The sequence below is a fragment of the Cellulomonas sp. KRMCY2 genome, from assembly GCF_000526515.1.
Lineage (GTDB): Bacteria > Actinomycetota > Actinomycetes > Actinomycetales > Cellulomonadaceae > Actinotalea.
This window is the reverse complement of the sequence record NZ_JAGF01000001.1, coordinates 1,344,985-1,366,375: the sequence shown is the minus strand read 5'-3', so window position 1 is coordinate 1,366,375 and position 21,391 is coordinate 1,344,985. Positions and strand designations below refer to the sequence as shown.

25 protein-coding genes are annotated in these 21,391 nt (G+C 71.9%); 23 read left to right on the top strand and 2 right to left on the bottom strand.

Features of this window, described 5'->3' with window-relative positions:
* Window positions 1-2 precede the first annotated feature (2 nt).
* Both flgK and flgN read right to left on the bottom strand, forming a co-directional pair.
* Window positions 3-1,421, bottom strand: a complete 1,419-nt coding sequence (gene flgK / locus K415_RS0106665) for a flagellar hook-associated protein FlgK (RefSeq protein WP_024286306.1) — start codon at window positions 1,419-1,421, stop codon at window positions 3-5.
* Between the two features lie 7 nt (window positions 1,422-1,428).
* Window positions 1,429-1,908, bottom strand: coding sequence for a flagellar export chaperone FlgN (flgN, locus tag K415_RS0106660; protein ID WP_024286305.1), 480 nt, complete (start codon window positions 1,906-1,908; stop codon window positions 1,429-1,431).
* Window positions 1,909-2,228: 320 nt separating this feature from the next.
* Between flgN and K415_RS0106655 the strand changes: the two genes are divergently transcribed.
* The 23 genes from K415_RS0106655 to fliO all read left to right on the top strand — a co-directional run bounded on the left by K415_RS0106655 (window position 2,229) and on the right by fliO (window position 21,387).
* Window positions 2,229-3,110, top strand: a complete 882-nt coding sequence (locus K415_RS0106655) for a sigma-70 family RNA polymerase sigma factor (RefSeq protein ID WP_024286304.1) — start codon at window positions 2,229-2,231, stop codon at window positions 3,108-3,110.
* A 136-nt stretch (window positions 3,111-3,246) separates the two neighbouring features.
* A complete protein-coding gene (locus K415_RS0106650; RefSeq protein WP_024286303.1) occupies window positions 3,247-4,356 on the top strand; it encodes a flagellin in 1,110 nt (369 codons plus the stop codon).
* Window positions 4,357-4,496: 140 nt separating this feature from the next.
* Window positions 4,497-5,867, top strand: coding sequence for a flagellar filament capping protein FliD (gene fliD / locus K415_RS0106645; RefSeq protein WP_024286302.1), 1,371 nt, complete (start codon window positions 4,497-4,499; stop codon window positions 5,865-5,867).
* 19 nt (window positions 5,868-5,886) lie between these two features.
* Complete coding sequence (gene fliS, locus K415_RS0106640) at window positions 5,887-6,339, top strand: flagellar export chaperone FliS (protein ID WP_024286301.1); 453 nt, start codon at window positions 5,887-5,889, stop codon at window positions 6,337-6,339.
* A complete protein-coding gene (locus K415_RS0106635; RefSeq protein ID WP_024286300.1) occupies window positions 6,336-6,689 on the top strand; it encodes a hypothetical protein in 354 nt (117 codons plus the stop codon). The genes fliS and K415_RS0106635 overlap by 4 nt, the downstream gene beginning before the upstream one ends.
* Before the next feature lie 182 nt (window positions 6,690-6,871).
* Entirely contained in the window at window positions 6,872-7,213 is a 342-nt protein-coding gene (gene flgB / locus K415_RS0106630) for a flagellar basal body rod protein FlgB (RefSeq protein WP_024286299.1), read from the top strand.
* Complete coding sequence (locus K415_RS0106625) at window positions 7,213-7,614, top strand: flagellar basal body rod protein FlgC (protein WP_024286298.1); 402 nt, start codon at window positions 7,213-7,215, stop codon at window positions 7,612-7,614. Before flgB ends, K415_RS0106625 begins: the two co-directional genes overlap by 1 nt.
* Window positions 7,614-7,946, top strand: a complete 333-nt coding sequence (fliE, locus tag K415_RS0106620) for a flagellar hook-basal body complex protein FliE (RefSeq protein WP_024286297.1) — start codon at window positions 7,614-7,616, stop codon at window positions 7,944-7,946. Before K415_RS0106625 ends, fliE begins: the two co-directional genes overlap by 1 nt.
* The gene (gene fliF / locus K415_RS0106615) at window positions 7,946-9,529 is read left to right on the top strand and encodes a flagellar basal-body MS-ring/collar protein FliF (protein WP_024286296.1); all 1,584 of its coding nucleotides are present in this window, start codon (window positions 7,946-7,948) and stop codon (window positions 9,527-9,529) included. Before fliE ends, fliF begins: the two co-directional genes overlap by 1 nt.
* Window positions 9,529-10,539 (top strand): flagellar motor switch protein FliG, encoded by a 1,011-nt coding sequence (gene fliG / locus K415_RS0106610; RefSeq protein ID WP_024286295.1) that lies wholly within the window; start codon window positions 9,529-9,531, stop codon window positions 10,537-10,539. Before fliF ends, fliG begins: the two co-directional genes overlap by 1 nt.
* Window positions 10,529-11,173 carry a FliH/SctL family protein gene (locus tag K415_RS0106605; RefSeq protein WP_024286294.1) on the top strand — a complete coding sequence of 215 codons (645 nt, stop codon included), beginning with the start codon at window positions 10,529-10,531 and terminating at the stop codon, window positions 11,171-11,173. The genes fliG and K415_RS0106605 overlap by 11 nt, the downstream gene beginning before the upstream one ends.
* Window positions 11,170-12,543 (top strand): FliI/YscN family ATPase, encoded by a 1,374-nt coding sequence (locus tag K415_RS0106600; protein ID WP_024286293.1) that lies wholly within the window; start codon window positions 11,170-11,172, stop codon window positions 12,541-12,543. Before K415_RS0106605 ends, K415_RS0106600 begins: the two co-directional genes overlap by 4 nt.
* Window positions 12,543-13,040 carry a flagellar export protein FliJ gene (locus tag K415_RS0106595; RefSeq protein ID WP_024286292.1) on the top strand — a complete coding sequence of 166 codons (498 nt, stop codon included), beginning with the start codon at window positions 12,543-12,545 and terminating at the stop codon, window positions 13,038-13,040. Before K415_RS0106600 ends, K415_RS0106595 begins: the two co-directional genes overlap by 1 nt.
* Window positions 13,037-14,452, top strand: a complete 1,416-nt coding sequence (locus tag K415_RS0106590; RefSeq protein WP_024286291.1) for a flagellar hook-length control protein FliK — start codon at window positions 13,037-13,039, stop codon at window positions 14,450-14,452. The genes K415_RS0106595 and K415_RS0106590 overlap by 4 nt, the downstream gene beginning before the upstream one ends.
* Before the next feature lie 9 nt (window positions 14,453-14,461).
* Window positions 14,462-14,974: a flagellar hook assembly protein FlgD gene (locus K415_RS0106585; protein WP_024286290.1), complete on the top strand. Its 513-nt coding sequence runs from the start codon at window positions 14,462-14,464 to the stop codon at window positions 14,972-14,974.
* A gap of 33 nt (window positions 14,975-15,007) precedes the next feature.
* Window positions 15,008-16,207: a flagellar hook protein FlgE gene (locus K415_RS0106580; protein WP_024286289.1), complete on the top strand. Its 1,200-nt coding sequence runs from the start codon at window positions 15,008-15,010 to the stop codon at window positions 16,205-16,207.
* A gap of 195 nt (window positions 16,208-16,402) precedes the next feature.
* Entirely contained in the window at window positions 16,403-16,693 is a 291-nt protein-coding gene (locus tag K415_RS22610) for a flagellar FlbD family protein (protein ID WP_024286288.1), read from the top strand.
* A complete protein-coding gene (locus tag K415_RS0106570) occupies window positions 16,693-17,490 on the top strand; it encodes a motility protein A (protein WP_024286287.1) in 798 nt (265 codons plus the stop codon). The genes K415_RS22610 and K415_RS0106570 overlap by 1 nt, the downstream gene beginning before the upstream one ends.
* The gene (locus K415_RS0106565) at window positions 17,487-18,401 is read left to right on the top strand and encodes a flagellar motor protein MotB (protein ID WP_024286286.1); all 915 of its coding nucleotides are present in this window, start codon (window positions 17,487-17,489) and stop codon (window positions 18,399-18,401) included. The genes K415_RS0106570 and K415_RS0106565 overlap by 4 nt, the downstream gene beginning before the upstream one ends.
* A 5-nt stretch (window positions 18,402-18,406) precedes the next feature.
* Window positions 18,407-18,946: a flagellar basal body-associated protein FliL gene (gene fliL / locus K415_RS0106560; protein ID WP_029663277.1), complete on the top strand. Its 540-nt coding sequence runs from the start codon at window positions 18,407-18,409 to the stop codon at window positions 18,944-18,946.
* Window positions 18,947-19,155: 209 nt separating this feature from the next.
* Window positions 19,156-20,088, top strand: coding sequence for a flagellar motor switch protein FliM (locus K415_RS0106555; protein ID WP_024286284.1), 933 nt, complete (start codon window positions 19,156-19,158; stop codon window positions 20,086-20,088).
* Window positions 20,088-20,849 (top strand): flagellar motor switch protein FliN, encoded by a 762-nt coding sequence (gene fliN, locus K415_RS0106550; RefSeq protein WP_024286283.1) that lies wholly within the window; start codon window positions 20,088-20,090, stop codon window positions 20,847-20,849. Before K415_RS0106555 ends, fliN begins: the two co-directional genes overlap by 1 nt.
* Before the next feature lie 10 nt (window positions 20,850-20,859).
* A complete protein-coding gene (gene fliO, locus K415_RS22605) occupies window positions 20,860-21,387 on the top strand; it encodes a flagellar biosynthetic protein FliO (RefSeq protein ID WP_024286282.1) in 528 nt (175 codons plus the stop codon).
* The last annotated feature ends 4 nt before the right edge of the window (window positions 21,388-21,391 follow it).

The window sequence follows — 21,391 nt, the reverse complement described above, 5'->3', positions numbered from 1 at the left end:
GTCTACCTCCCGACCACGCCGGTCCGGTTGATGAGGACGTCGAGCATCTCGTCGATCGCGGTGAGCACCCGGGCAGCGCCCTCGTAGGCACGCTGGTAGGCAAGCATGTTCACCGTCTCCTCATCCAGATCGACGCTCGACTGCGAAAGTTGAAGGTTCTCGGCGGTCGCGCGCGCCGACTCGGTGACCGTGGCGCGCTGGTCGGCGGCCCGCGTCTGCACGCCGAGGTCGACGACGAAGTTTCGCCAGGTCTCGTCCGGCCCGCCCGCGGCGGTGGCCAGCTGCGAGATCTGGTCGGCGTACGAGCCGTCGAGCGGTCCCTTGCCCGGAGCGGCGGCGGCGATCTGGTCCGGGTCGGTGATCGCCACGGACAGGCCGGTCGCGGCCGGTCCGGAACCGGCGGCGAAGAAGGCCCGGTTGCCGACCCCGTCGAAGCCGAACCCACCGACGTGGGCGGTGTTGACCGAGTCGCGCAGCGCGACGGCGACGTCGTTCCAGGCCCCGGCGGTGGCGACCAGCAGGCCGTCCGGTGCGAGGTTGGCGAGGTGGCTCGCGAGTCGCCCGCCCTCGAGCGTCACTGCGGTGCCGCTGCCGGCCCAGGTCAGCGCGACCGGGTCAGGGGTCGCCGGGGGCTCGGCGATGGCGCCGGCCATCGTGAACGAGCCGGAGATCGCCACCTCCTTGGCCACGACGCCACGCACCAGGGCGTTGCCGCCCACCATGACGTCGACGGTGCCGTCCTCGCGCTCGCGCGCACTGGCACCCACCAGGCCGGCCAGCTTCGTGACCAGCACGTCGCGCTGGTCGACGAGCTCGTTCGCCGCGCCGCCCGAGACGCGGATCGAGCGGATCTGCTCGTTGAGGTGCGCGACCGCCGCCGCTGTCGTGTTGACCTCGGTGACCATGGTCTCGGCCTCGGTGCGGGTCTGCGCCCACTGGGTCTCGACGGCGCGGTACCCGCCGGAGATCTGGCTGACCAGAGCCTTGCCGTCCCCGAGGAGCACCTTGCGGGCCGCGGCGTCCTGCGGGTGGTTGGCGACACCCTGCCAGCCGGCCCAGAACTTCTGCAGGTCGGCGGAGACGCCGGTGCCGGCCGGTTCGGTGATCGTCGACTCGAGGCGGCTCAGCGACAGCGCCTGCGCCTGCTGGAACGACGCTCCGGAGGTCTCCGCGCGGAGGCGTGCGTCGAGGAAGACGTCTCCCATACGGGTGATGCCGGTGACCTTGACGCCGTTGCCGGCGTCGCTCTGCGAGGAGAACATCGACGGGGCGGACAAGGCCTGCACCGATGTGAGGTCGGCTCGCTGCCGGGTGTAGCCCACGGTGTTGGAGTTGGCGATGTTCTGGCCGGCGACCTCGAGCGCCTGCCGCTGCGCGATGAGCGAGGAGAGTGCGGTGGAGATGCCGGAGAAGGTGCTCACCCGGTGCTCACAGAGCCTCGTCGAGCAGCTGGACGCTGCCCGCTGCCATCGACGCACCGTGCGGGCTGTAGGTCCGCACGCTCTGCTGCAGGTTCATGATCGTCTCTTGGGCGGCCCGGTGCGACGTCGCGAGCAGGTCCCGGTTGCTCTCGGCCAGGGTGCTGATCTGGTCGGTCAGCGACACGAAGGCCGCGTGGTGGTCCGCGAAGAGCTCGTCCCAGGGGGCAGGAGCCTTCTGCGCGAGGACCAGGAGGCTGCTCCCCTCCGCGACGCCGACCTCGCGGGCGGCGACGTCGGCCTCGACCGACCGGCCGAGCTCCGCGGTGCGGATCTGCTCGAGGACGGTCTCGACCTCACGGGTCGCGTGGCCGAGCCACTGCGTGCGACCGCTGGTGAGGATCAGCTGCTCCTCCTCCAGCTTGAACAGCAGGAGCTCGAGGAGCTGGCGCTCACGCCAGAGCACCCCGGACAGCGCGTTCAGGCCCATCTCAGCATCTCCTCGACTCGCGGGTACCCGCTCCGGCACTCGTCACAACCCGCCCATCGGCCGGGTCTGAAGCATTGTGACGGTTTCACGCCGGCCGACCGATGAACACCCCGTCACCCGAACGGGTTACGCACGGACCCGGACTGCCACTGTGACTTAGATCACTGGCGATGTCGCGTATCTGTCAGACGGTCCAGATGCCGAAAAGGGGCGCATCCGGGACAAGGTGCGGCAACCCTCCCACAGCCAGGTGAAGGGTCGCCGGGGCCGGCCCGGATATCACCCTCAAGTTCCCTCCGGCGCCCACCGAAACAACGCTCGTGACACCAGCCGAGCACCCCACCAACACGTTGGTCGTCGAGCACATGGCGCTCGTCGGCTACCACGTCAACTCGATGCTGGCCCGCGTCCCTGCTTATGTGTCGCGGGCGGACCTCGCATCGGCCGGCGCGTTCGCCCTGGTCCGGGCAGCGCGCGGCTTCGACGAGTCGACCGGGGTCCCGTTCGCCCGGTACGCGTCGCTGCGGATCAAGGGCGCGCTCATCGACGAGCTGCGCGGCATGGACTGGGTCTCCCGTGGTGCGCGTCGCCGCGCCCGTGAGGTCACGGAGGTCGCCGACCAGCTGACCGCCTCCATCGGCCGTACCCCCTCGCGCAACGAGCTCGCCGAGGCGATGGGCTCCTCCGTCGAGGAGATCGACGTCGCCCGCGGCGACGCCGACGTCCGGGTGCTGAGCATGGAGGGCTTCGACGGCTCGATCGCCGAGACCGTCGTGGCCACCGGGATCGGCCCGGAGGAGAGCCTGCTGGTGTCCGAGCGGCTGCAGTTCCTCCGTGCGGGCGTCGCGAGCCTGCCCGAGCGCCTCCGGTACGTCGTCGAGCAGCTCTTCTTCCACGACCGTCCGGTGGTCGACCTCGCCGACGAGCTGGGCGTCACGCAGTCGCGGATCAGCCAGCTGCGCACCGAGGCCCTCGCACTCCTCAAGGACGGCCTGAACGCCAGCCTCGACCCCGAGCTCGTGCCGGTGGCGGAGCGACCGGACGGTGTGGCCGAGCGTCGCCGGCGGGCGTACTTCGCCGAGGTCGCGGCCAGGGCGGCGCACAGCGCGCAGGCCTCGACCCTCGCCAGCGTGCCGAACCCGCACCTCGGTGCCGGCATCGACGCAGACCGGTCGGCCTCGCTCGAGTGGGCCGTGGGCTGACCGTCGTCGGCCGGGGCGTCCCGGCCGCAAAAAGATCTCCGAGAAAACCTCACAGCCCCGAGCAACGCGCCGATCAGTCAGTTGCTCGCCCATGGATGGGCGGCGGTCTCGACCCGAATCAAGGAGGAGCTTCATCATGGGTCTCTCAATCAACCAGAACATCGCGGCAGTCAACAGCTACCGCAACCTGTCCAACACGCAGAACGACCTGGCCAAGTCGCTGGAGAAGCTGTCCAGCGGTTTCCGGATCAACCGGGCAGCGGACGACGCAGCCGGTCTCGCCATCTCCGAGGGCCTGCGCTCGCAGGTCGGCGGCCTGAAGGTCGCGGCCCGCAACGCCCAGGACGGCATCTCGGTCGTGCAGACCGCAGAAGGCGCCCTGACCGAGGTCCACGCGATCCTGCAGCGCGTTCGTGACCTGGGTGTCCAGGCAGCCAACGACTCGAACAACTCCGCAGCCCGCGCCAACATCGACACTGAGGCATCCGAGCTCGTCTCGGAGCTGGCGCGCATCTCGGAGTCGACGAACTTCAACGGCACCAAGCTCCTCAACGGTGCGGGCAGCCTGACCTTCCAGGTCGGTGCCAACGGTGACGCCGACAGCGCCATCACGGTCGACCTCTCCGCCGCCGACGTGTCGGCTGTGTCCGACGCGCTGACCAACGGCCGCTACGCCCTCACCGGCGCCGTGGACAGCGCCACCGTCACCGGTGACATCGTCTTCAGCCAGGGTGGTGTCGACGTCACTGTCGCCATGGGTGCTGTCGACGCCGGCCGGACCTCGGGCGAGGTCGCCACGACCCTCAACGCCGACTCCGGCTTCGCGGCCAACTTCAAGGCGGCCGTGAACTCCGACGGTGAGCTCGTCGTCACCTCGAAGAGCTCGTCCAGCGCCGTGACGGCTGCTGGCACGGGTACGGCTGCGGGTACCGGTGCTGCCGGTGCGCTGGACTTCTCCACCCACGCGGGGGCCCAGGCCGCCATCAACACGATCGACACGCAGATCGCCAGCATCTCGACCGCTCGTGCCGGCCTCGGTGCCATGCAGAACCGGTTCGAGCACACGATCAAGAACATCAACGTGTCCGTCGAGAACCTGTCCGCGTCGGAGAGCCGCATCCGCGACACCGACATGGCGAGCGAGATGGTCTCGTTCACCAGGGCGCAGATCCTGTCCCAGGCCGGCACCGCGATGCTCGCCCAGGCCAACCAGATCCCCCAGGGCGTCCTCTCGCTCCTGCGCTGATCTGACCGGTAGCACGACCCAGCAGTACGTAGTAGCCAGCTAGAGACCGGCCGGCGGCGGGATGACCTGGACCGTCACCCCGCCGCCGGCCGGAGCTGTATCCGCCAGTGCACGAACCTGATCAGGAACGGAGTGAACCGATGGCGATGGGGATCGACGGTCTCGCCAGTGGTCTCGACACCACGGCCCTGATCAACCAGCTCATGCAGGTCGAGGCGATGCCGCAGACCCTGCTCAAGGTGAAGTCCAGCCAGACCCAGAGCCTCGTCAGCGGGCTGCAGGCGCTGAACACCAAGATCGCGTCGCTCGCCGAGGTTGCCGCGACGACCGCCAAGGTGGAGTCCTGGTCCACCTGGAAGGCCGCCAGCTCGGCATCGTCCGCCACGGTGGTCGCGGGGTCGTCCGCGCAGGCCGGGTCGATCAGCTTCAGCATCGATGCCGTCGCCACCGCGCAGGTCAGCCTCACCGATGCGTTCCTGGACGACAACACCATGCTGCCGGCCATCCCGCCGGCCCTGACCATCAAGAAGTTCGACGGCACCCTCGTCACCGTCAACCCGACCACCGGCAGCCTCGCCGACATCGCGAAGGCGATCAACGACGACGCCACCACCGGTGTCAAGGCCACCGTGGTCCAGGTCGTCGGCGGTGCGACCCCGCAGTACAAGCTCCAGCTCACCGGATCGAGCACAGGTACCGACAAGACCTTCGAGGTGTACCGCGGCACCGACGCGAGCGGGCTCCGGCTCGACACCAGCCAGGTCACCGCGGCCACCAACGCCGAGCTGACGCTCTGGAAGGGTTCGGCGAGCGAGCTGGTCCTCAACCAGTCCGCCAACACCTTCGTCGGCCTGATGACCGGCGTCGACGTCACCGTCTCCAAGGTCACCGGGGCGACCGAGGACCCGGTGACCATCTCCGTGGTCCGGGACGACTCGGCGCTGAAGAAGCTCACCTCCGGGCTGGTCGGTGCGCTCGGTGTCGTCTTCTCCGAGATCGCCTCGCGCACGGCGATCACGACGAAGGCGAACGCCGACGGCACGACGACCGTCACCGGGGGCCTCTTCACGGGTGACAGCGCGGTCCGGGCGGCCAACGAGCTGCTGCTCACCGCAGCATCGGCGCCGGTCGGCGACGACTCGCCGTACGCGGTCGGGATCGAGCTCGGCCGGGACGGCTCGTTCACCTTCGACGAGGTGGTCTTCGCTGCGGCGCTCGCCGCCGACCCGGCGAAGGTGCAGTCGATCGTCACGCAGATCGCCGCCCGCGTCGCCGAGGCCGCCACCAGTGTCTCGGACAAGTACGAAGGCACGCTGACCCTGAAGATCACCGGCCAGGAGAGCCTGGTCAAGGACATGGGGACCCAGATCGAGAGCTGGGACCGCCGCCTCGAGCTGCGCCGCGAGGGCCTGCAGCGGACCTACTCGGCGCTCGAGGTCAGCATGCAGAGCCTCCAAGCGCAGTCGAGCTGGCTGACCAGCCAGCTCGCGAACCTGCCCACCTACTCGTGACGGCGAACCTGGGGTCCCGATGAACTACACCGCCGTCCGCACCCGATACCTCGACGACACCGTCGCGACCGCGAGCCCGGCCAAGCTCCTGACGATGCTCTACGACCGTCTCGTGCTCGACCTGACGCGTGCGGAGACCGAGCAGCGCGCCGGGGACCGGGGCGCGGCAGGACCGCACCTGACCCATGCGCAGGACATCCTCAGCGAGCTCATGTCGACCCTCGACGTGTCGGCCTGGGACGGCGCGCGGCAGCTGATGTCCGTCTACACCTTCCTGCTCACCGAGCTCATCGGCGCGAACGTCGCCGGCGACCCTGAGCGCACCGCGGCCTGCCGCGAGCTCGTCGAACCGCTGCGCGACGCCTGGCACCAGGCTGCGCAGGAGGTCACGGTGACCTCGACCCTCGAGCCGATCGGCTCGCTGCCCGTCATGGCGGGCAGCGGCGGGTTCGGCGAGCTGGGCGTCGGATGAGCACCGGCGGCGGCGGGACCTCGTCGGCGCTCGCGCCGTCGGTCAGCTGGGACGTGGCCTGGGAGGCCGCCCTGACGGCGCTCGAGCTCGACCTCGGTCTCGCTGAGCAGATGCTCAGCCTCGATCACATCGCCGACAACCCGCCGCGCGACCCGTGGGCACCGCCGGTGGGCCTCGGCCCGTTGCCGGCCACTCTCGCCGACCGGGCACGCGCGCTGCTGGAGCGCCAGATCGAGACCGGTCGACGGCTGGCCGAGGCGGCCGACCTGAGCCGCCGGCACAGCCGCGCCGTCCAGGCCCTGCGCGCCGCGCCACCCGCGGTGCCGGTCTACCTCGACACCCCCGCGTAGCACCTGCGAGCGCTCGCAGGGCCCGTGCCGTCACCCATCCGGGTGACACCCGAGAACTGCCCGGCCGAATCCCTCACGGGTGCCCGCCGACGGCCGATGGGCACGCCGAGCAGGGATCGCTCACCCCGAAGGCCATGGACCGGCCGACCGCAGGACCTCGACTGGTTGAGGTGGTTCCGGCCGTGTTCGACTCCGTGTCCTTCGTCGCGATCAGCAGTGCGCTGGACGGGCTCGCCCTGCGGCAGCGCGTCATCGCGGACAACGTCGCGAACATCCAGACCCCCGGGTTCCTGGCCGGCCGGGTCTCGTTCGAGGAGTCCCTCGCCACCGCCGTCGCCGACGGCTCCGGTGCGGTGAGCCCGAGCGTCGGACGGTCGCTCGACCCGACGCGCGAGGACGGCAACAACGTCAACCTCGACACCGAGACGCTCCTGAACATCGAGACGAACCTGCGGTACCAGCTCGCCACCCAGGCCATCGACGGCACGTTCGCCAAGATGCGCACCGCGATGCGGACGAACTGATGGGCGGCTTCGACGCGATCGGCATCGCGGGCAGCGGGATGACCGTCTACCGCACCTGGCTGGACGCCTTGAGCGACAACCTCGCGAACATGAGCACCGTCACGAGCACCGACAAGGCGGCCTTCCAGGCCCGCTACGTGATCGCCCAGGCCGCCGACTACGGCCAGGAGGGCGGCGTCGAGGTCGCGGGGGTCGCCTTCGGCAGCGCCGAGGGCCGCGTCGTCTACGAGCCGAACCACCCGCTGGCCGATGCCGACGGCAACGTGCGCTACCCGGACATCGACATGTCCAGCCAGATGACCCAACTGATCATGGCTCAGCGTGGCTACCAGGCGAACGCGGCCGTGGTCGACCGCGCCAAGGAGACCTACCAGGCCGCCCTTCAGATCGGACGCAGCTGATGAGCATCACCTCCGTCGGCGGCGTCACGCCGGCCACGTTCCTCGCAGGTCTGAGCGGCGCCGCGGCGCCGACGGCGGCGACGGCGACGACCGGTTCGACAGCGGCGTCCGGCGCCCTGTTCGGCACCAGCCTCACCGGGTCGATCGACTCGTTGCAGGCGATGCAGTCCACCTCGGACGCACTCGCGGTCAAGGCCGTCACCGGTGACCTCGACGACATCCACGACTACACGATCGCCTCGACCCAGGCGAGCGTCGCGCTCGAGCTGACCGTCGCGCTGCGCAACAAGGCCGTCGAGGCGTTCTCCGAGATCATGCGGATGCAGGCCTGATGCCCGCCCAGCTGACCGGCCTGCTCGGTCGTCTGCAGAGGACCCTCGGCCAGTTCAACCTCGCCCAGCGCACGCTCGCCGTCATCGGTGTCGCGGTGCTCCTGCTCGGCGGGGTCGCGCTGTCCGCCTGGCTGACCAAGCCCAGCATGAGCCCCCTGTTCGCGAACCTGTCCGCGACCGACGCCAGCGCCATCGTCGACCAGCTCGACGCCGAGGGTGTCGCCTACGAGCTGACCGACGGCGGCTCGACGATCATGGTCCCGGCCGAGAAGGTGTACCCGATGCGGCTCGCCGTCGCCGCGGCCGGCCTGCCCGCCGCGTCCGACGGCGCGGGCTACTCGCTGCTCGACGACATGGGCATGACCTCCTCGGAGTTCCAGCAGCAGGTCACCTACCAGCGGGCCCTCGAGGGCGAGCTGGCCCGGACGATCGGCGCGATCAACGGCGTCGAGGCCGCAACCGTCCGGCTGGCCCTTCCGGAGGAGACGGTCTTCGTCGACGACAAGGCCGACCCGACGGCGTCCGTCTTCGTCAAGACGAGCCCGGGCGTCAGCCTCAGCGCCGACAAGGTCCAGTCGATCGTGCACCTGGTCTCGGCCGGCATCGAGGGCATGGCCCCGACCGACGTCGCCGTGATCGACGCCGACGGGCACGTGCTCTCGGCCGTCGGCGGGACCGGCAGCAGCGGCCTGCAGGGCAGCCAGACCGGTGAGTACGAGTCGCGCATCGCGGCCAACGTGCAGCAGATGCTCGACAAGGTCGTCGGGATCGGCAACGCGGTGGTCAGTGTCACAGCGGACCTCGACTACGACCAGACGGCCCGCACGACCGAGACCTTCACCGCCGGTGAGGCGCTCCCGCCGGTGTCGTCGGCGACGACGCTCGAGGAGTACTCGGGCAGCCAGGACGCCGTGGGCGGGGTCCTCGGCCCGGACGGCATCGAGGTGCCGGTCGCGACGGACGGCGCCGGCGCCGGCGCGTACCGCAAGGAGAGCGAGACGGTGAACAACCCGCTCAACCGGGTCACCGAGGAGCTGACCACGACCCCCGGCAGCGTGCGCCGCCAGTCGGTGTCCGTCGTGATCTCCGAGGCAGCCGGTGCGGACCTGGACCTGGCCGACCTCGAGGCGGCCGTCGTGGCCGCAGCGGGCATCGACCCGGACCGCGGCGACATCGTGTCGGTGTCGCGGATGAACTTCGACACGTCCTCGGCCGAGACCGCCCAGGCAGCGCTCGCCGCCGCCGAGGTCGAGGCCAAGGCCGCGGCGACCACCGACCTGATCAAGAACGGCGCGATCGGCGCCGTCATCCTGCTGGCCCTGATCGTCATGCTCGTCACCGCCCAGCGGCGCGGTCGCAAGGCCCGGCGCGAGGCGATCGACCTGGGTGCCCTCGAGCTCGTCGAGAGCCGACGGGTCGAGCTCATCGAGGCCGCCGACCCGCAGCTCGCCCTCGCCGCCGCGGCGCCGCGGGTGGCGGACGACATGGCCGCCAAGCGTGAGGACGTCATGGCGCTGGCCGCCGAGCAGCCGGCCGAGGTGGCCGAGATGCTGCGTGGCTGGCTCGTCGGTGGACGACGCTGATGAGCACCCTGCTGACCGGCACCCAGAAGGCCGCGCTCCTGCTCATCCAGATCGGCCGCGAGCAGGCCGCGCGCGTGATGTCCCTGTTCGACGAGTCGGAGATCGAGGAGCTCACCACCGAGATCGCCCGGCTCGAGCGGGTCGACCAGAAGGTGGCCGACGGCGTGCTCGAGGAGTTCTACGAGGTCTCGCTCGCAGGCAACGGCTTCAACGGACGCGGCGGCCTCGGCTTCGCCCAGCACCTGCTCGAGGCGTCGGTCGGCCGCGAGCGTGCCGCCGGGATGCTCGAGCGGCTCGCGACGTCGCTGCAGGGTCAGCCCTTCGAGTTCCTGCAGTACGCCGACGCGCGCCAGGTCGTCTCGCTGCTCAGCGGTGAGCACCCGCAGACGATCGCCCTGGTCCTGGCCCACCTGCGGCCCGACCACGCGTCGGCCATCATGACCGGGCTCCCGCCCGCGACGCAGGCCGAGGTGGCGCACCGCATCGCCCTGATGGAACGCGCCTCGCCCGACGTCGTCGCGGTCGTCGCCGAGAACCTCCAGCGCAAGGCGACAGCCGTCCTGACCCCCCAGGAGATGTCGGCGGTCGGCGGCGTGCAGCCGCTGGTCGAGATCATCAACCGGGCCGACCCGACGACCGAGAAGCTCATCCTCGAAGGCCTCGAGGCGCGCGACCAGTCGCTCGCCGAGGAGGTCCGCAGCCGGATGTTCGTCTTCGCCGACATCGTGCTGCTCGAGGACCGGGCCATCCAGCTCGTGCTGCGCGGGGTCGAGATGTCGTCCCTCGCCACCGCCCTCAAGGGCGCGACGGAGCCGGTCAGCGACAAGATCCTGCGCAACCTGTCCGAGCGCGCCCGGGAGAACCTCGTCGAGGAGGTCGAGCTGCTCGGGCCCGTCCGCCTGTCGATGGTCGAGGACGCCCGCGCGGCAGTGGTGCAGGTCATCCGCCGGCTCGAGGAGGGCGGCGAGATCGTCATCCGCCGCGAGGGCGAGGACGAGTATGTCTCCTGAGACCTCCACCGGGACGGTCCGGGCGTTCCACCCGGCAGCACTCGACGTCAGCTCGACCAAGGGCGTCGACAGCAGGGCACGCGCTGCCGGCTACGCCGCGGGCTGGACCGCCGGGGCCAGGGCGGCGGCAGAGGCCGGCGCCGAGCAGCAGCGGTTCCTCGCCGAGCAGAGCGCGCGCGCCCAGGCGGAGCGGGATGCGGCACTGATCGACGCGCTCGCCGTGCTCGAGGCTGCTGTGGCTGCGGCGTCCGCCCGCAGCGCACCGGCGGTCGCCCAGGCCCGGCGTGCGGTGCACGAGGGGGCGCTCGAGCTCGCCGCCGCCGTGCTGCAGCGCGAGCTCGTCCCCGGACCGGCCTCGGCCAGGTCCCTGCTCGAGCGCGCCCTGGCCCTGCCCGTCGAGGTCGGGGTCCACACCGTCCGGCTCAACCCGCGCGACCTGGCGCAGGTCACCACGCTGCTCACGGCCGGCTCCGTGACGCTGCCGGCCGGCGTCGAGCTCGTCGCGGACCCACGGCTCTCGCCCGGCGACGCCATCAGCGAGCACTCCGCCGGGTACCTCGACGGACAGATCGGCTCCGCGCTGGCGCGGGCCCGTGCCGCGCTGCTCGAGGACCAGGTCGAGGACATCGCATGAGGGCCGCCCTCGCACCGCCGGTCGCCGACGACGCCCTGCGACGTGCGCTCGCCGCCGCCGCCCCCGAGCGGGTCGGTACGGTCAGCGCCGTCGTCGGCCTGTCCATCGACGTCGCCGGTCTCGTCGGCGCCGTCGGCGACCTCGTCGTGCTCGGCGAGTCGGCCCACGAGGGCGACCTGGCGAACCCGGACGGACCGGGTCCCGGTCAGATCGCCGCCGAGGTCGTCGCCGCGACGTCGCGCGTCCTGCGGTGCATGCCCCTGGGTGTCGTGCACGGTCTGCGGGTCGGCATGCCGGCGCGCGGCACCGGTCGCCCGCTGACCGCGCCGGTCGGCGCCGGGCTGCTCGGCCGCGTGGTCGACGGCCTCGGTCGCCCGGTCGACGGCAAGGGTCCGCTGCGGGGCACGCACCGCGTACCGGTCAGCGGCAGCGCGCCGTCGGCCATGGGCCGCTCACGGGTCGCCGTCCCGCTCTCGCTCGGCGTCCGTGCGCTCGACACGATGGCCACCGTCGGGCGTGGCCAGCGGATCGGGCTGTTCGCCGGCTCGGGTGTCGGCAAGTCGAGCCTGCTGTCGATGATCGCGCGCGGCACCGAGGCGGAGGTCTCCGTGATCGCGCTCGTCGGCGAGCGCGGCCGCGAGGTGCGCGAGTTCATCGAGGACGATCTCGGCCCCGAGGGTCTGGCCCGCAGCGTCGTGGTCGTCGCGACGTCCGACGAGCCGCCGCTGGTCCGCCTGCGCGCGGCATTCGTCGCGACCCGGATCGCCGAGGCCTTCCGGTCCCACGGCAGCGACGTCGTGCTCATGATGGACTCGCTGACCCGGGTCGCGATGGCCCAGCGCGAGATCGGGCTCTCGGTCGGCGAACCGCCTGCGACGCGTGGCTACCCGCCGTCGACGTTCTCGCTGCTCGCCCAGCTGCTCGAGCGGGCCGGGACGGCCGAGCGCGGTTCGGTCACCGGCATCTACACCGTGCTGGTGGACGGCGACGACCACAACGAGCCGATCGCCGACGCCGCCCGGTCCATCCTCGACGGGCACGTGGTCCTGACCCGTGACCTCGCGGTCGCGGGTCACTTCCCGAGCATCGACGTGCTCTCCTCCATCTCGCGTGTCGCACCGCGCGTGACCACCCCGGAGCAGCGCGCGTCGGCGACCCGGCTGCGCCAGGTGCTGGCGGCCCGGCGTCGGGCCCAGGACCTGCTCGACGTCGGCGCCTACGCCGTGGGGAGCAACCCCGCGGTGGACGCGGCTGTCACGCATGCCGACGCGATCGATGCCTTCCTGCGTCAGCCGATGGACCTGGTCGTCCCGGCGGCAGCAGCCTGGGAGCACCTCGACCGCCTCGTCACCACGATGGGCGGTCGCTGATGGCCCACCCGTTCCGGCTCGCCGGGCTGCTGCGCCTGCGCCGCCTGCAGGAGGACGAGGCAGCGGCCGAGCTCGCCCGGACGCATGCCCAGCGCCGCGCGGCCGAGAAGCGTCGCGACGACACGGCCGAGATGCTGGCCGGTACGACGCTCCCGCGGCACGGGGACGAGCTCACCTGGCAGGCCGCGATCGCGGGTCGGGCGGCGCTGACCGGACTGGTCGGCGAGGCCACCGCGACGGTCGCCGCGATCAACGCCCGGGTGCAGGCGGCGACCGACGAGTGGTCGGCGGCCAGGACGCGAGCCACGACCCTGACCAAGCTCGAGGAACGGCACGGCCTCGAGGTGCACGCGGAGGAGGACCGGGCCGAGCAGGCCGTCCTCGACGAGGCGGCAGCCCGCGGCCACCGGGCCGCCGCGACCACGACCACCGACCTGGCGGTCGACGACGCCCAGCAGGGCACCACGACCGCGTCACCCACCGAGGAGGAGCGATGACCACGATCATCATGCTTCCGTCGCCCACCCCGGCGACGGGGCGTCCGACGGCGACCGCCGGCCAGGCACGTGGCGACGACTTCGCCTCGACGCTGCACGCCGTCGTCGACGAGGGCCTGCGCTCCGACGGCCGGCGCGACGCCGACCGCAGCGCCGCCGGTCAGGCGGGCGACACCGACGACGAGAGCGCAGACGCCGCGACGGCGGACCAGGCGGCTACGAGCCCGGTCCGCAGCATCCTGCCGATGTCCGTCGCGGAGCTGGTCCAGGCCGCTGCCGGGCTGCTCGCGGAGGTGGCCGGCATCGCAGCACCGCCGGCCGGCTCGACGGCCGGAGCCACCGCCGCCGAGGCCACCGCCGCCGAGGCCGCCGACGCCGCTGCCCCGACGACAGCGACGACAGCGGCGACAGCGGCGACCGCGGCGACCGACGGGTCGCAGGACGGTGCCCTCGCGACGGTGATCGACCTCAGTGCCCGGCGCGAGGCCTCCGCGGCGCGGTCCGCCGAGGCCGCCGTGACGGCCCTGGCCGGGTCACCCGCTCAGCGCACCGGGGTGCCGGCCCAGCGCACCGGGCCCGCTGCGCAGAGCACGGGTGTCGCGGCGGCCACGACGCCGGCATCGGGGACCGGGGCCGACCCGGCAGGCCGCACGGCGACCGGCACGGCGACCGGCACGGCGTCCGGCACAGCGACCGGCACGGCAACGACCGAGGGTGCCTGGCGACGTGTCGTCCAGGTCGCCGAGGCGTCGGCAGCGGCGGACCCGGCGACGGCTGTCGCACCCGGCGACACCACGGCGGGTCCGGCGGCGGCCGCCGAGGCCGTCGCACCCACCGCGACCCAGCAGGTCGGCGCATCTCCGGCGGCCTCGGGTCTGACCGGCGGGACCAGCGCCGTCGCGCCCGCCCAGCCGACGGCTCCCGCCGACGCAGCGGCACCGGCCGCACCGTCGGCGCCGGCCGAACCGGCCCGCCCGTTGGCCGAACAGCTCGGCGTGCGGCTCGCTGCGCTGCGCAGCGCCGGTGCCGGCGAGCACGTCCTGACCCTGCGGGTCGACCCGGAGAGCTTCGGACCGGTCCGCGTCGTGGCGCACATCGGCGCGGACGGTGTCCGGATCGAGCTCCTGGCCGGGACGGACCAGGCCCGCGACGCCCTCCGCGCCGCGCTGCCCGACCTGCGTCGTGACCTCGCCGTCGCCGGCCTCACCGCCGATCTCGGGCTGGGCACCGGAGCCCGTGGCAACGGTGCGAGCGCCGAGGGCACCGGAACCGGCTCCGGCGGGCCCGGGACCGGCCGCGGCGACCGGCCCGGCGACGGCGACCCCGCCCGCACGGGGGCCGGCACCGAGCGCCCACCCGGCCCGATCCATCCGACGTCCGACCGCCTGGTCGGTCTCGACCTGCTGGTCTGAGAGGAATCCATGACGATCGCCCCGACAGCCGCCCCGCAGGCGACGAGTCTCTACACGACGAACGCACCGGCCACCACGGCGAAGAAGGAGATGGACAAGGAGGTCTTCCTGACCCTCCTGGTCGCCCAGCTGCGCAACCAGGACCCCACCTCGCCGATGGACACCAACGAGATGATGGCCCAGTCGACCCAGCTCGCCTCGATGGAGCAGCTGACCGGGCTCGCCGACACCTCCCGCGAGTCCTTCGCCCTGCAGATGCGGATCGCGGCCAGTGGCCTCGTCGGTCGGCAGGTCAGCTTCACCGACGCCGACGGTGTCACGCGCACCGGTGTCGCGTCGTCCGTCTCCTTCGCCGCCGCGGTGCCCACCGTGACCGTCGGCGAGCACACCGTCCCGCTCGACGCGGTCTCGGCGATCGAGGTCGCCGCGGCGGCCACGACCGGGACCACGACCGATCCGTCGACGGACGCCACCGGCACCACCACGGACACCACCACCGACACCACCGGCTCTACTGCCTGACCAGGCCGCCACACCACTCGAAGGGAAACTCCCATGCTTCGCTCGCTCTTCTCAGGGATCAGCGGTCTCCGGGCACACCAGACCATGCTCGACGTGACCGGCAACAACATCGCCAACGTCAACACGACGGGCTACAAGGCCTCCCAGACGCAGTTCCAGGACACGCTCTCCCAGGTGCTGACCAATGCCGGTGGCGCCCAGGACGGTGTCGGTGGGACCAACCCGGCCCAGGTGGGACTCGGTGTCCGCGTGGCCGGCATCACGACCAACTTCCAGCAGGGTGCTGCCCAGCTGACCAACCGGTCGACGGACATGATGATCTCCGGCGACGGCTTCTTCGTCGTGCGCAAGGGCGAGGAGCAGTTCTACTCGCGCGCCGGTGCCTTCGACTTCGACGCGAGCGGTCAGCTCGTCACGCCGGACGGCGGCCTCGTGCAGGGCTGGGCGGCGGCTGCCGACGGGACGATCGACGTCAACGGGCCGCTCGCCGACCTGCGGCTGCCGATCGCGACACTGATGGGCGCGGCTGCGACGACGACGGCGACCTTCGAGGGCAACCTGCCCTCGGACGCGGCCGTCGGCACGACGCTGGACCGGGACGTCGACGTCTACGCGGCGGACGGCACGGTGCACACGCTCGCGATGGCGTACACCCGCACCGCCACCGGCTGGGCGATCAACGCGACAGTCGCGGGGCAGGCCGAGACCGGCACGCTCGCGGTGGACGCGAACGGTGCGGTCACCGTCACCGACCCGGTGGCCTTCCCGGCGAACGCCGCGACCGGCATGTCGGCGCTGACCGTCGACCTGGCGGACGTGACCGGCTACGCGGGCCTGACCACGGTCGAGGCGACGCTGCCGAACGGCCGCGCCGCGGGCACGCTGCAGTCGTTCACCATCAACGCCGACGGGACGCTGCAGGGTTCGTTCAGCAACGGCCTCAAGCAGGCCCTCGGGCGGGTGTCGCTCGCGACGTTCACCAACCCGGCCGGTCTGGAGAAGGCGGGCGGCTCGCTGTACCGGACCACCGTCAACTCGGGTGACGCCCAGGTCGGTGCTGCCGGCACCGGCGGGCGGGGCGACCTGACCGGCGGCGCGCTCGAGATGTCGAACGTCGACCTCTCGGCCGAGTTCACCAACCTGATCATCGCCCAGCGCGGCTTCCAGGCGAACTCGCGGGTCATCACGACGTCCGACGAGCTGCTCCAGGAGCTCGTCAACCTCAAGCGCTGACGCCCTCCCGACCCGCACCGAGCGTGCGACCGGGCACCACTGCGGTGCCTGGTCGCACGCTCACGTGCGCGCCCGGCGGCCCCGGACGCGGGACGCGGACTGCCGTCGAACTCCTCACAGGGTCGGCGCACCGGCCGATCAAACAGATGCAGGGCCCATGGACGGGCCCGAAGGATCACCAGGGATGGACAAGCCATGATCGTCGTGTCGCGCCTCAACGGACCCAAGTTCGCGGTCAATCCTGACCTGCTCCAGCGCATCGAGAGCACGCCCGACACGATCCTGAGCCTCATCGACGGCACCAAGTACATCGTCGCCGAGTCGATGGACGAGGTCACCGCCCTGGTCGTCGAGTACCGGGCGCGGGTCGTCGCAGCGACCATCGCGCTCACCGGTGAGGGGTACCCGGACGCGACCATCGCCGCCGTGACCGAGCTCAGACCGTCGTCTGCCCGTGGGCTGGCGTCGGTGCCGGAGGTCGACTGATGGATCCGGCAACCCTCGCCGGCATCGGCCTTGCCTTCGGGGCCGTCCTGCTCTCGATCATCCTCGAGGGCTCGAGCCCGATGTCGGTCATCCTCCCGGCCCCCATGCTCCTGGTCATCGGCGGCACGCTCGGCGCCGGCCTGGCCAGCGGCACCCTGCGTGACTCGATCCGCGCGTTCAAGACCCTCGGTGGCTGGATCACCTTCAAGCAGCCGGACCTGGACGGCACCGTCGATGTCGTCGTCGGCCTGGCCGACCGTGCCAGGCGTGAGGGACTGCTGTCCCTCGAGGACGCCGCCCGGAGCGTCGAGAACCCGTTCCTGCAGGCAGGCCTTCAGGCGGCGATCGACGGCACCGACCCCGACGACCTCCGCGACATGCTCGAGGACCGCATCGCGAGCAAGCGCGCCGCGGACAAGACCAGCGCCAAGTACTTCACCGCCATGGGCGGCTACGCACCGACCATCGGAATCATCGGCACGGTGGTCTCGCTCGTGCACGTGCTCGAGAACCTGGCCGAGCCGGCACAGCTGGGCGAGTTGATCGCCGCGGCCTTCGTCGCGACCCTGTGGGGCCTGCTCTCGGCCAACCTCGTCTGGCTGCCGCTCGGCAGCCGCATCACCCGGGCGTCCGAGCTCGAGTGCGCGCACATGGAGATGGCGGTCGAGGGTCTGCTGGCGATCCAGTCCGGCGCCAACCCGCGGCTCGTCGGCCAGCGGCTGCGAAGCCTCATGCCGCCGGACGCCGTGAAGAAGGACTCCGCAAAGAAGGACACCGCCAAGAAGGAAGCGGCATGAGCGCCGGCCACGGCTCCGGCAACCATGGCCGCAAGGCGAAGAAGGTGCCCGAGGAGGAGCACGAGAACCACGAGCGCTGGGCGGTCAGCTACGCGGACATGATGACCGTCCTGGTCGGCCTGTTCATCGTGCTCTACTCGATGAGCCAGGTGGACCAGGTCAAGTTCGAGGCGCTGCGGCAGTCGCTCGCGGCGGGGTTCGGCACGAGCGCCCCGGCCGTGATGGTCGGGACCGACGGTGCGATGGTCGGCGAGGTGGCCACGCCCATCACCCCCGAGCTCCCCGCCGAGCTCCCGCCGGAGCTCGTCACGGGTCCGGGCTTCGAGGAGCCGCCGCTGGCGACGGAGGGCGAGGTCGAGACCCTGACGCCGGCGGAGCGCGACCTGCAGGCCGCGATCGTCGAGCTCGACCGGCTCGAGGGGATCGCGACGCAGATCTCCGCGGCGCTCGCGGGTCAGTCGCTCACCGACCGGGTGCGCTTCCGGGTCACCGAGCGTGGCCTGATCATCGGCATGGTGGCGGACGACGTCTTCTTCAGTGCCGAGAGCGCCGACCTCACCGAGACCGCACAGCGGGTGATCGACACCGTCGCTCCGGTGCTGGCCGGCCTCCCCGAGGAGGTCTCGGTCGAGGGCCATGCCAACGTGCTCCCGGTCTCGGGTCGGTACGAGACCAACTGGGAGCTCTCCGCAGACCGTGCGACCCAGGTGCTGCGGCGTCTGGTGGAGGTCGGCGGCGTCGCACCGGGACGCGTCGGAGCCGTCGGCTTCGGTGACGCCCGGCCGCTCGAGGAGGCCGGCGGCGTCACTGCGCTCGAGGCCAACCGACGCGTCGACCTCGTGATCCTCAGCGCGGCGCCGGAGAGCGTCCGCGGTCTACTCCCGTCCCTCGCAGCAGCAGAACAGGGGTGAGCCAGATGGCCATCGGAACAGAGCAACGGGTCATCGCGACCAAGCCCAAGATCGGTGCACGGCCGACGTCGGCCGGAGCCTCGTCCGACCCGCCGGCCGGCGGCGCGGACGCCAAGCCGAAGGGCAAGAAGAAGAAGCTGCTGATCATCGTCGCGGCAGCGGTGCTGGTCCTCGGTGGTGGCGGCGGCTACTGGTTCCTGATGGGTCCGGGCGCCGCGGCCCCCGGGGCCGAGGCTGCCCCGGTCGAGGAGCCGGCGCCCGTGCCTGGCGAGGTCGTGACAGTCCCGGCGATCAGCCTGAACCTCGCGAGCGGTCACTACCTGCGCCTCGGCCTCGCGCTCCAGCTGACGGCCGAGGCGGCCGAGGCGCCGGATCCCGCAGCCGCCCTGAACCTGGCCATCGACCTGTTCTCGGGTCGGACGGTCGAGGAGGTCTCCACCACCGAGGGCCGCGAGGCGCTGCGCGTCGAGCTCGAGCTCCAGGTGACCGAGGCGTACGAGGGCGAGGTGATGGCCGTCTACCTCACGGACTACGTCACGCAGTGAGCGCCTGACAGCGACTGACAGCCACTGACACAGTCCCGACACGCTCGATCCGGCACGGATGCCGGTGCGTTCACGGTGCCATGGAGGGCGCCACCCCGCCTCGAGGACCACCTCGAGGAGCAGTGCCTGTCGGACGGCCGGTCGAACGACCGACCATGTCCGACGCCGGAATCTCTCATGCCCGACGGCGCCCGGCCGATGTGCATCCCGTGACGGTCCAGGACACGACGGCGGCGCCAGCGCGGCGCAAGCGTTCGACCACCCCGGAGCTCTACGACTTCCGGCGGCCGATGACCCTGGCGCGCGAGCACGGCCGCGTCCTGGAGATGGCGTTCGAGACCTACGCGCGTCAGTGGGGCACCCTGCTGACCTCGCGGTTGCGGGTCGTCACCCACGTCACGCTCGAGTCGGTCGAGATGCGGTCCTACGACGAGTACGTCCGAGGGCTGCCGGACCTGACGGTGATGGTCCTGTGCTCCGTCGAGCAGGCCCGCTCGACAGCTGTCATGCAGCTGCCCGTCGACGCGACGATGATCTGGGTGGACTACCTGCTCGGCGGCCCGGGCCTCGTCGCCGGCCAGCCCGAGCGCGAGTTCACCGAGATCGAGTGGCACCTGGTGCGCGACCTGCTCCAGCAGGCCCTCGGCGACCTCACCTACGCCTTCGCCGCCGTCTGCCCGCTCGACGTCACGGCCCGCTCGGTCCAGTACAACCCCCAGTTCGTCCAGGCGGCCGCGGCCTCCGAGCCGGTCATCGTCGCGACCTTCGAGCTCAACGTCGCGGAGCGCACCAGCACGGCGACCCTGATGGTCTCGGCCGACGTCCTGCTCGCCACGCTGCGCGCGGGTGAGCAGCTCGACAACCGGTCGGTCGAGGAGGTCCGTGAGCACCGCGAGGCCCTCGAGCGGATCGCCGACCAGGTCCAGGAGGTCCCGGTGAGCGTCTCGGTGCGGTTCAGCCCGCTGACGGTCAGCGCCCTGGACATCAACCAGCTCGAGGTCGGCGACCTCGTCTCCCTGCACCACCCGGTCGACAAGCCCCTCGACGTCGTCGTCGGCGACGTCGTGCTCGCCCGTGCCGCGCTCGGGAGCAACGGCTCCCGCCTGGCCTGCCTGGTCGTCACCTCCGAGGAGAAGTCCTGATGAGTCCGCTGCCTGCCCCCACGACCACGACCGTCCACGACCAGGACGTCCTGGCGATCGCCAAGGCTGCCGCGTCCGAGCTGGCGAGGCTGCTCCCGTCCGCGACCCCGCTGGTCGTGGCCGCGTTCGAGCCGGCCGCCGGACCGGCCCCCGATGCGGTCGCCGTGCGGGCGTCCTTCGTCGGCGCCACCAGCGCCGAGCTCCTCGTCGTCGCCGACGCCGCGGTCGCCGAGGCGCTCGCCGGCTCCGAGGCGGCGATCTCGCTCGCGGACGCGCTGCGCCCCGCCCTCGAGGCGGCCACCGCGACGCTCGGCGCCGGGGTGCTCGACACCGCCGTGGCCGGTCCGCTGGCCGGCGGGCTGCGCGACGACGACGTGGTGGCCTTCGCGCTCACCTCCGCGGGCAAGGACGCGACCCCGCAGGCCTGGTTCGGCATCCACTTCCGCCGCGGGCCCGAGGCCGTCCCCCACCAGCGCGCCGGTGCCGCCGACCGCTCCGCCGCGATCCACCAGGACGGTTCGGGTCTGCGTCTGCTGCACGACGTCGAGATGACCCTGACCGCGGAGATCGGGCGGACCCGTCTGCCGGTCCGTCAGGTGCTCGAGCTCGTTCCCGGCACCGTGCTCGAGCTCGACCGCGCAGCCGGGTCGCCGGCGGACGTGATGGTCAACGGACGGCTCGTCGCCCGCGGTGAGGTCGTCGTCGTCGACGAGGACTACGGCATCCGGATCACCGAGATCGTCGCCGGCGAGAACGCCTGAGACCCCTGACATGGACGGCGACCTCATCCTCGGCCTTCGGGTGCTGCTGGCCCTTGCCTGCGTGCTCGGGCTGATGTGGTTCCTCGGTCGGCGCCTGACCGGCTCCGGCCACGTGCGGCGACGCCGCGCCGAGGCGATGTCGGTCGTCGGTCGTCAGTCCCTCGGTGGCAAGACCGGTCTCGCCCTGGTCGAGGTCGGCGGGCGTCGCCTGCTGCTCGGCATCAGCGAGCGCGGCGTGAACCTGCTCACCGAGATCGCCGTCGAGGCGTCGGTCGAGGAGTCGACCGAGGTCCGCACGGAGCTCGACCCGCAGGACCTCGAGCAGGTCCTGCCCACGGCGTCCGGCCTCTCGCTGGTGCCGACGCACGTCACACAGCCAGCACTCTCAGCAGTCCCGGCGGTACCGACCCTGTCCACCCCCGCGGCACGGAAGCCTGCGGTCCCCAAGCCTCGCAACCCTCTCGAGGGATCGATCCTGGACGCCACCATGTGGCGCCAGGCGGTGGTTGCGGTGCAGGAACGGACCATCCGGCATTGACTGT

What these genes read in the sequence shown, in the direction of transcription:
- flgN (WP_024286305.1), bottom strand. Translation starts at nt 1,908, where the DNA reads ATGGGCCTGAACGCGCTGTCCGGGGTGCTCTGGCGTGAGCGCCAGCTC.
- K415_RS0106650 (WP_024286303.1), top strand. Translation starts at nt 3,247, where the DNA reads ATGGGTCTCTCAATCAACCAGAACATCGCGGCAGTCAACAGCTACCGC.
- fliD (WP_024286302.1), top strand. Translation starts at nt 4,497, where the DNA reads ATGGCGATGGGGATCGACGGTCTCGCCAGTGGTCTCGACACCACGGCC.
- fliS (WP_024286301.1), top strand. Translation starts at nt 5,887, where the DNA reads ATGAACTACACCGCCGTCCGCACCCGATACCTCGACGACACCGTCGCG.
- K415_RS0106635 (WP_024286300.1), top strand. Translation starts at nt 6,336, where the DNA reads ATGAGCACCGGCGGCGGCGGGACCTCGTCGGCGCTCGCGCCGTCGGTC.
- K415_RS0106625 (WP_024286298.1), top strand. Translation starts at nt 7,213, where the DNA reads ATGGGCGGCTTCGACGCGATCGGCATCGCGGGCAGCGGGATGACCGTC.
- fliE (WP_024286297.1), top strand. Translation starts at nt 7,614, where the DNA reads ATGAGCATCACCTCCGTCGGCGGCGTCACGCCGGCCACGTTCCTCGCA.
- fliF (WP_024286296.1), top strand. Translation starts at nt 7,946, where the DNA reads ATGCCCGCCCAGCTGACCGGCCTGCTCGGTCGTCTGCAGAGGACCCTC.
- fliG (WP_024286295.1), top strand. Translation starts at nt 9,529, where the DNA reads ATGAGCACCCTGCTGACCGGCACCCAGAAGGCCGCGCTCCTGCTCATC.
- K415_RS0106605 (WP_024286294.1), top strand. Translation starts at nt 10,529, where the DNA reads ATGTCTCCTGAGACCTCCACCGGGACGGTCCGGGCGTTCCACCCGGCA.
- K415_RS0106600 (WP_024286293.1), top strand. Translation starts at nt 11,170, where the DNA reads ATGAGGGCCGCCCTCGCACCGCCGGTCGCCGACGACGCCCTGCGACGT.
- K415_RS0106595 (WP_024286292.1), top strand. Translation starts at nt 12,543, where the DNA reads ATGGCCCACCCGTTCCGGCTCGCCGGGCTGCTGCGCCTGCGCCGCCTG.
- K415_RS0106590 (WP_024286291.1), top strand. Translation starts at nt 13,037, where the DNA reads ATGACCACGATCATCATGCTTCCGTCGCCCACCCCGGCGACGGGGCGT.
- K415_RS0106585 (WP_024286290.1), top strand. Translation starts at nt 14,462, where the DNA reads ATGACGATCGCCCCGACAGCCGCCCCGCAGGCGACGAGTCTCTACACG.
- K415_RS0106580 (WP_024286289.1), top strand. Translation starts at nt 15,008, where the DNA reads ATGCTTCGCTCGCTCTTCTCAGGGATCAGCGGTCTCCGGGCACACCAG.
- K415_RS22610 (WP_024286288.1), top strand. Translation starts at nt 16,403, where the DNA reads ATGATCGTCGTGTCGCGCCTCAACGGACCCAAGTTCGCGGTCAATCCT.
- K415_RS0106570 (WP_024286287.1), top strand. Translation starts at nt 16,693, where the DNA reads ATGGATCCGGCAACCCTCGCCGGCATCGGCCTTGCCTTCGGGGCCGTC.
- K415_RS0106565 (WP_024286286.1), top strand. Translation starts at nt 17,487, where the DNA reads ATGAGCGCCGGCCACGGCTCCGGCAACCATGGCCGCAAGGCGAAGAAG.
- fliL (WP_029663277.1), top strand. Translation starts at nt 18,407, where the DNA reads ATGGCCATCGGAACAGAGCAACGGGTCATCGCGACCAAGCCCAAGATC.
- fliN (WP_024286283.1), top strand. Translation starts at nt 20,088, where the DNA reads ATGAGTCCGCTGCCTGCCCCCACGACCACGACCGTCCACGACCAGGAC.
- fliO (WP_024286282.1), top strand. Translation starts at nt 20,860, where the DNA reads ATGGACGGCGACCTCATCCTCGGCCTTCGGGTGCTGCTGGCCCTTGCC.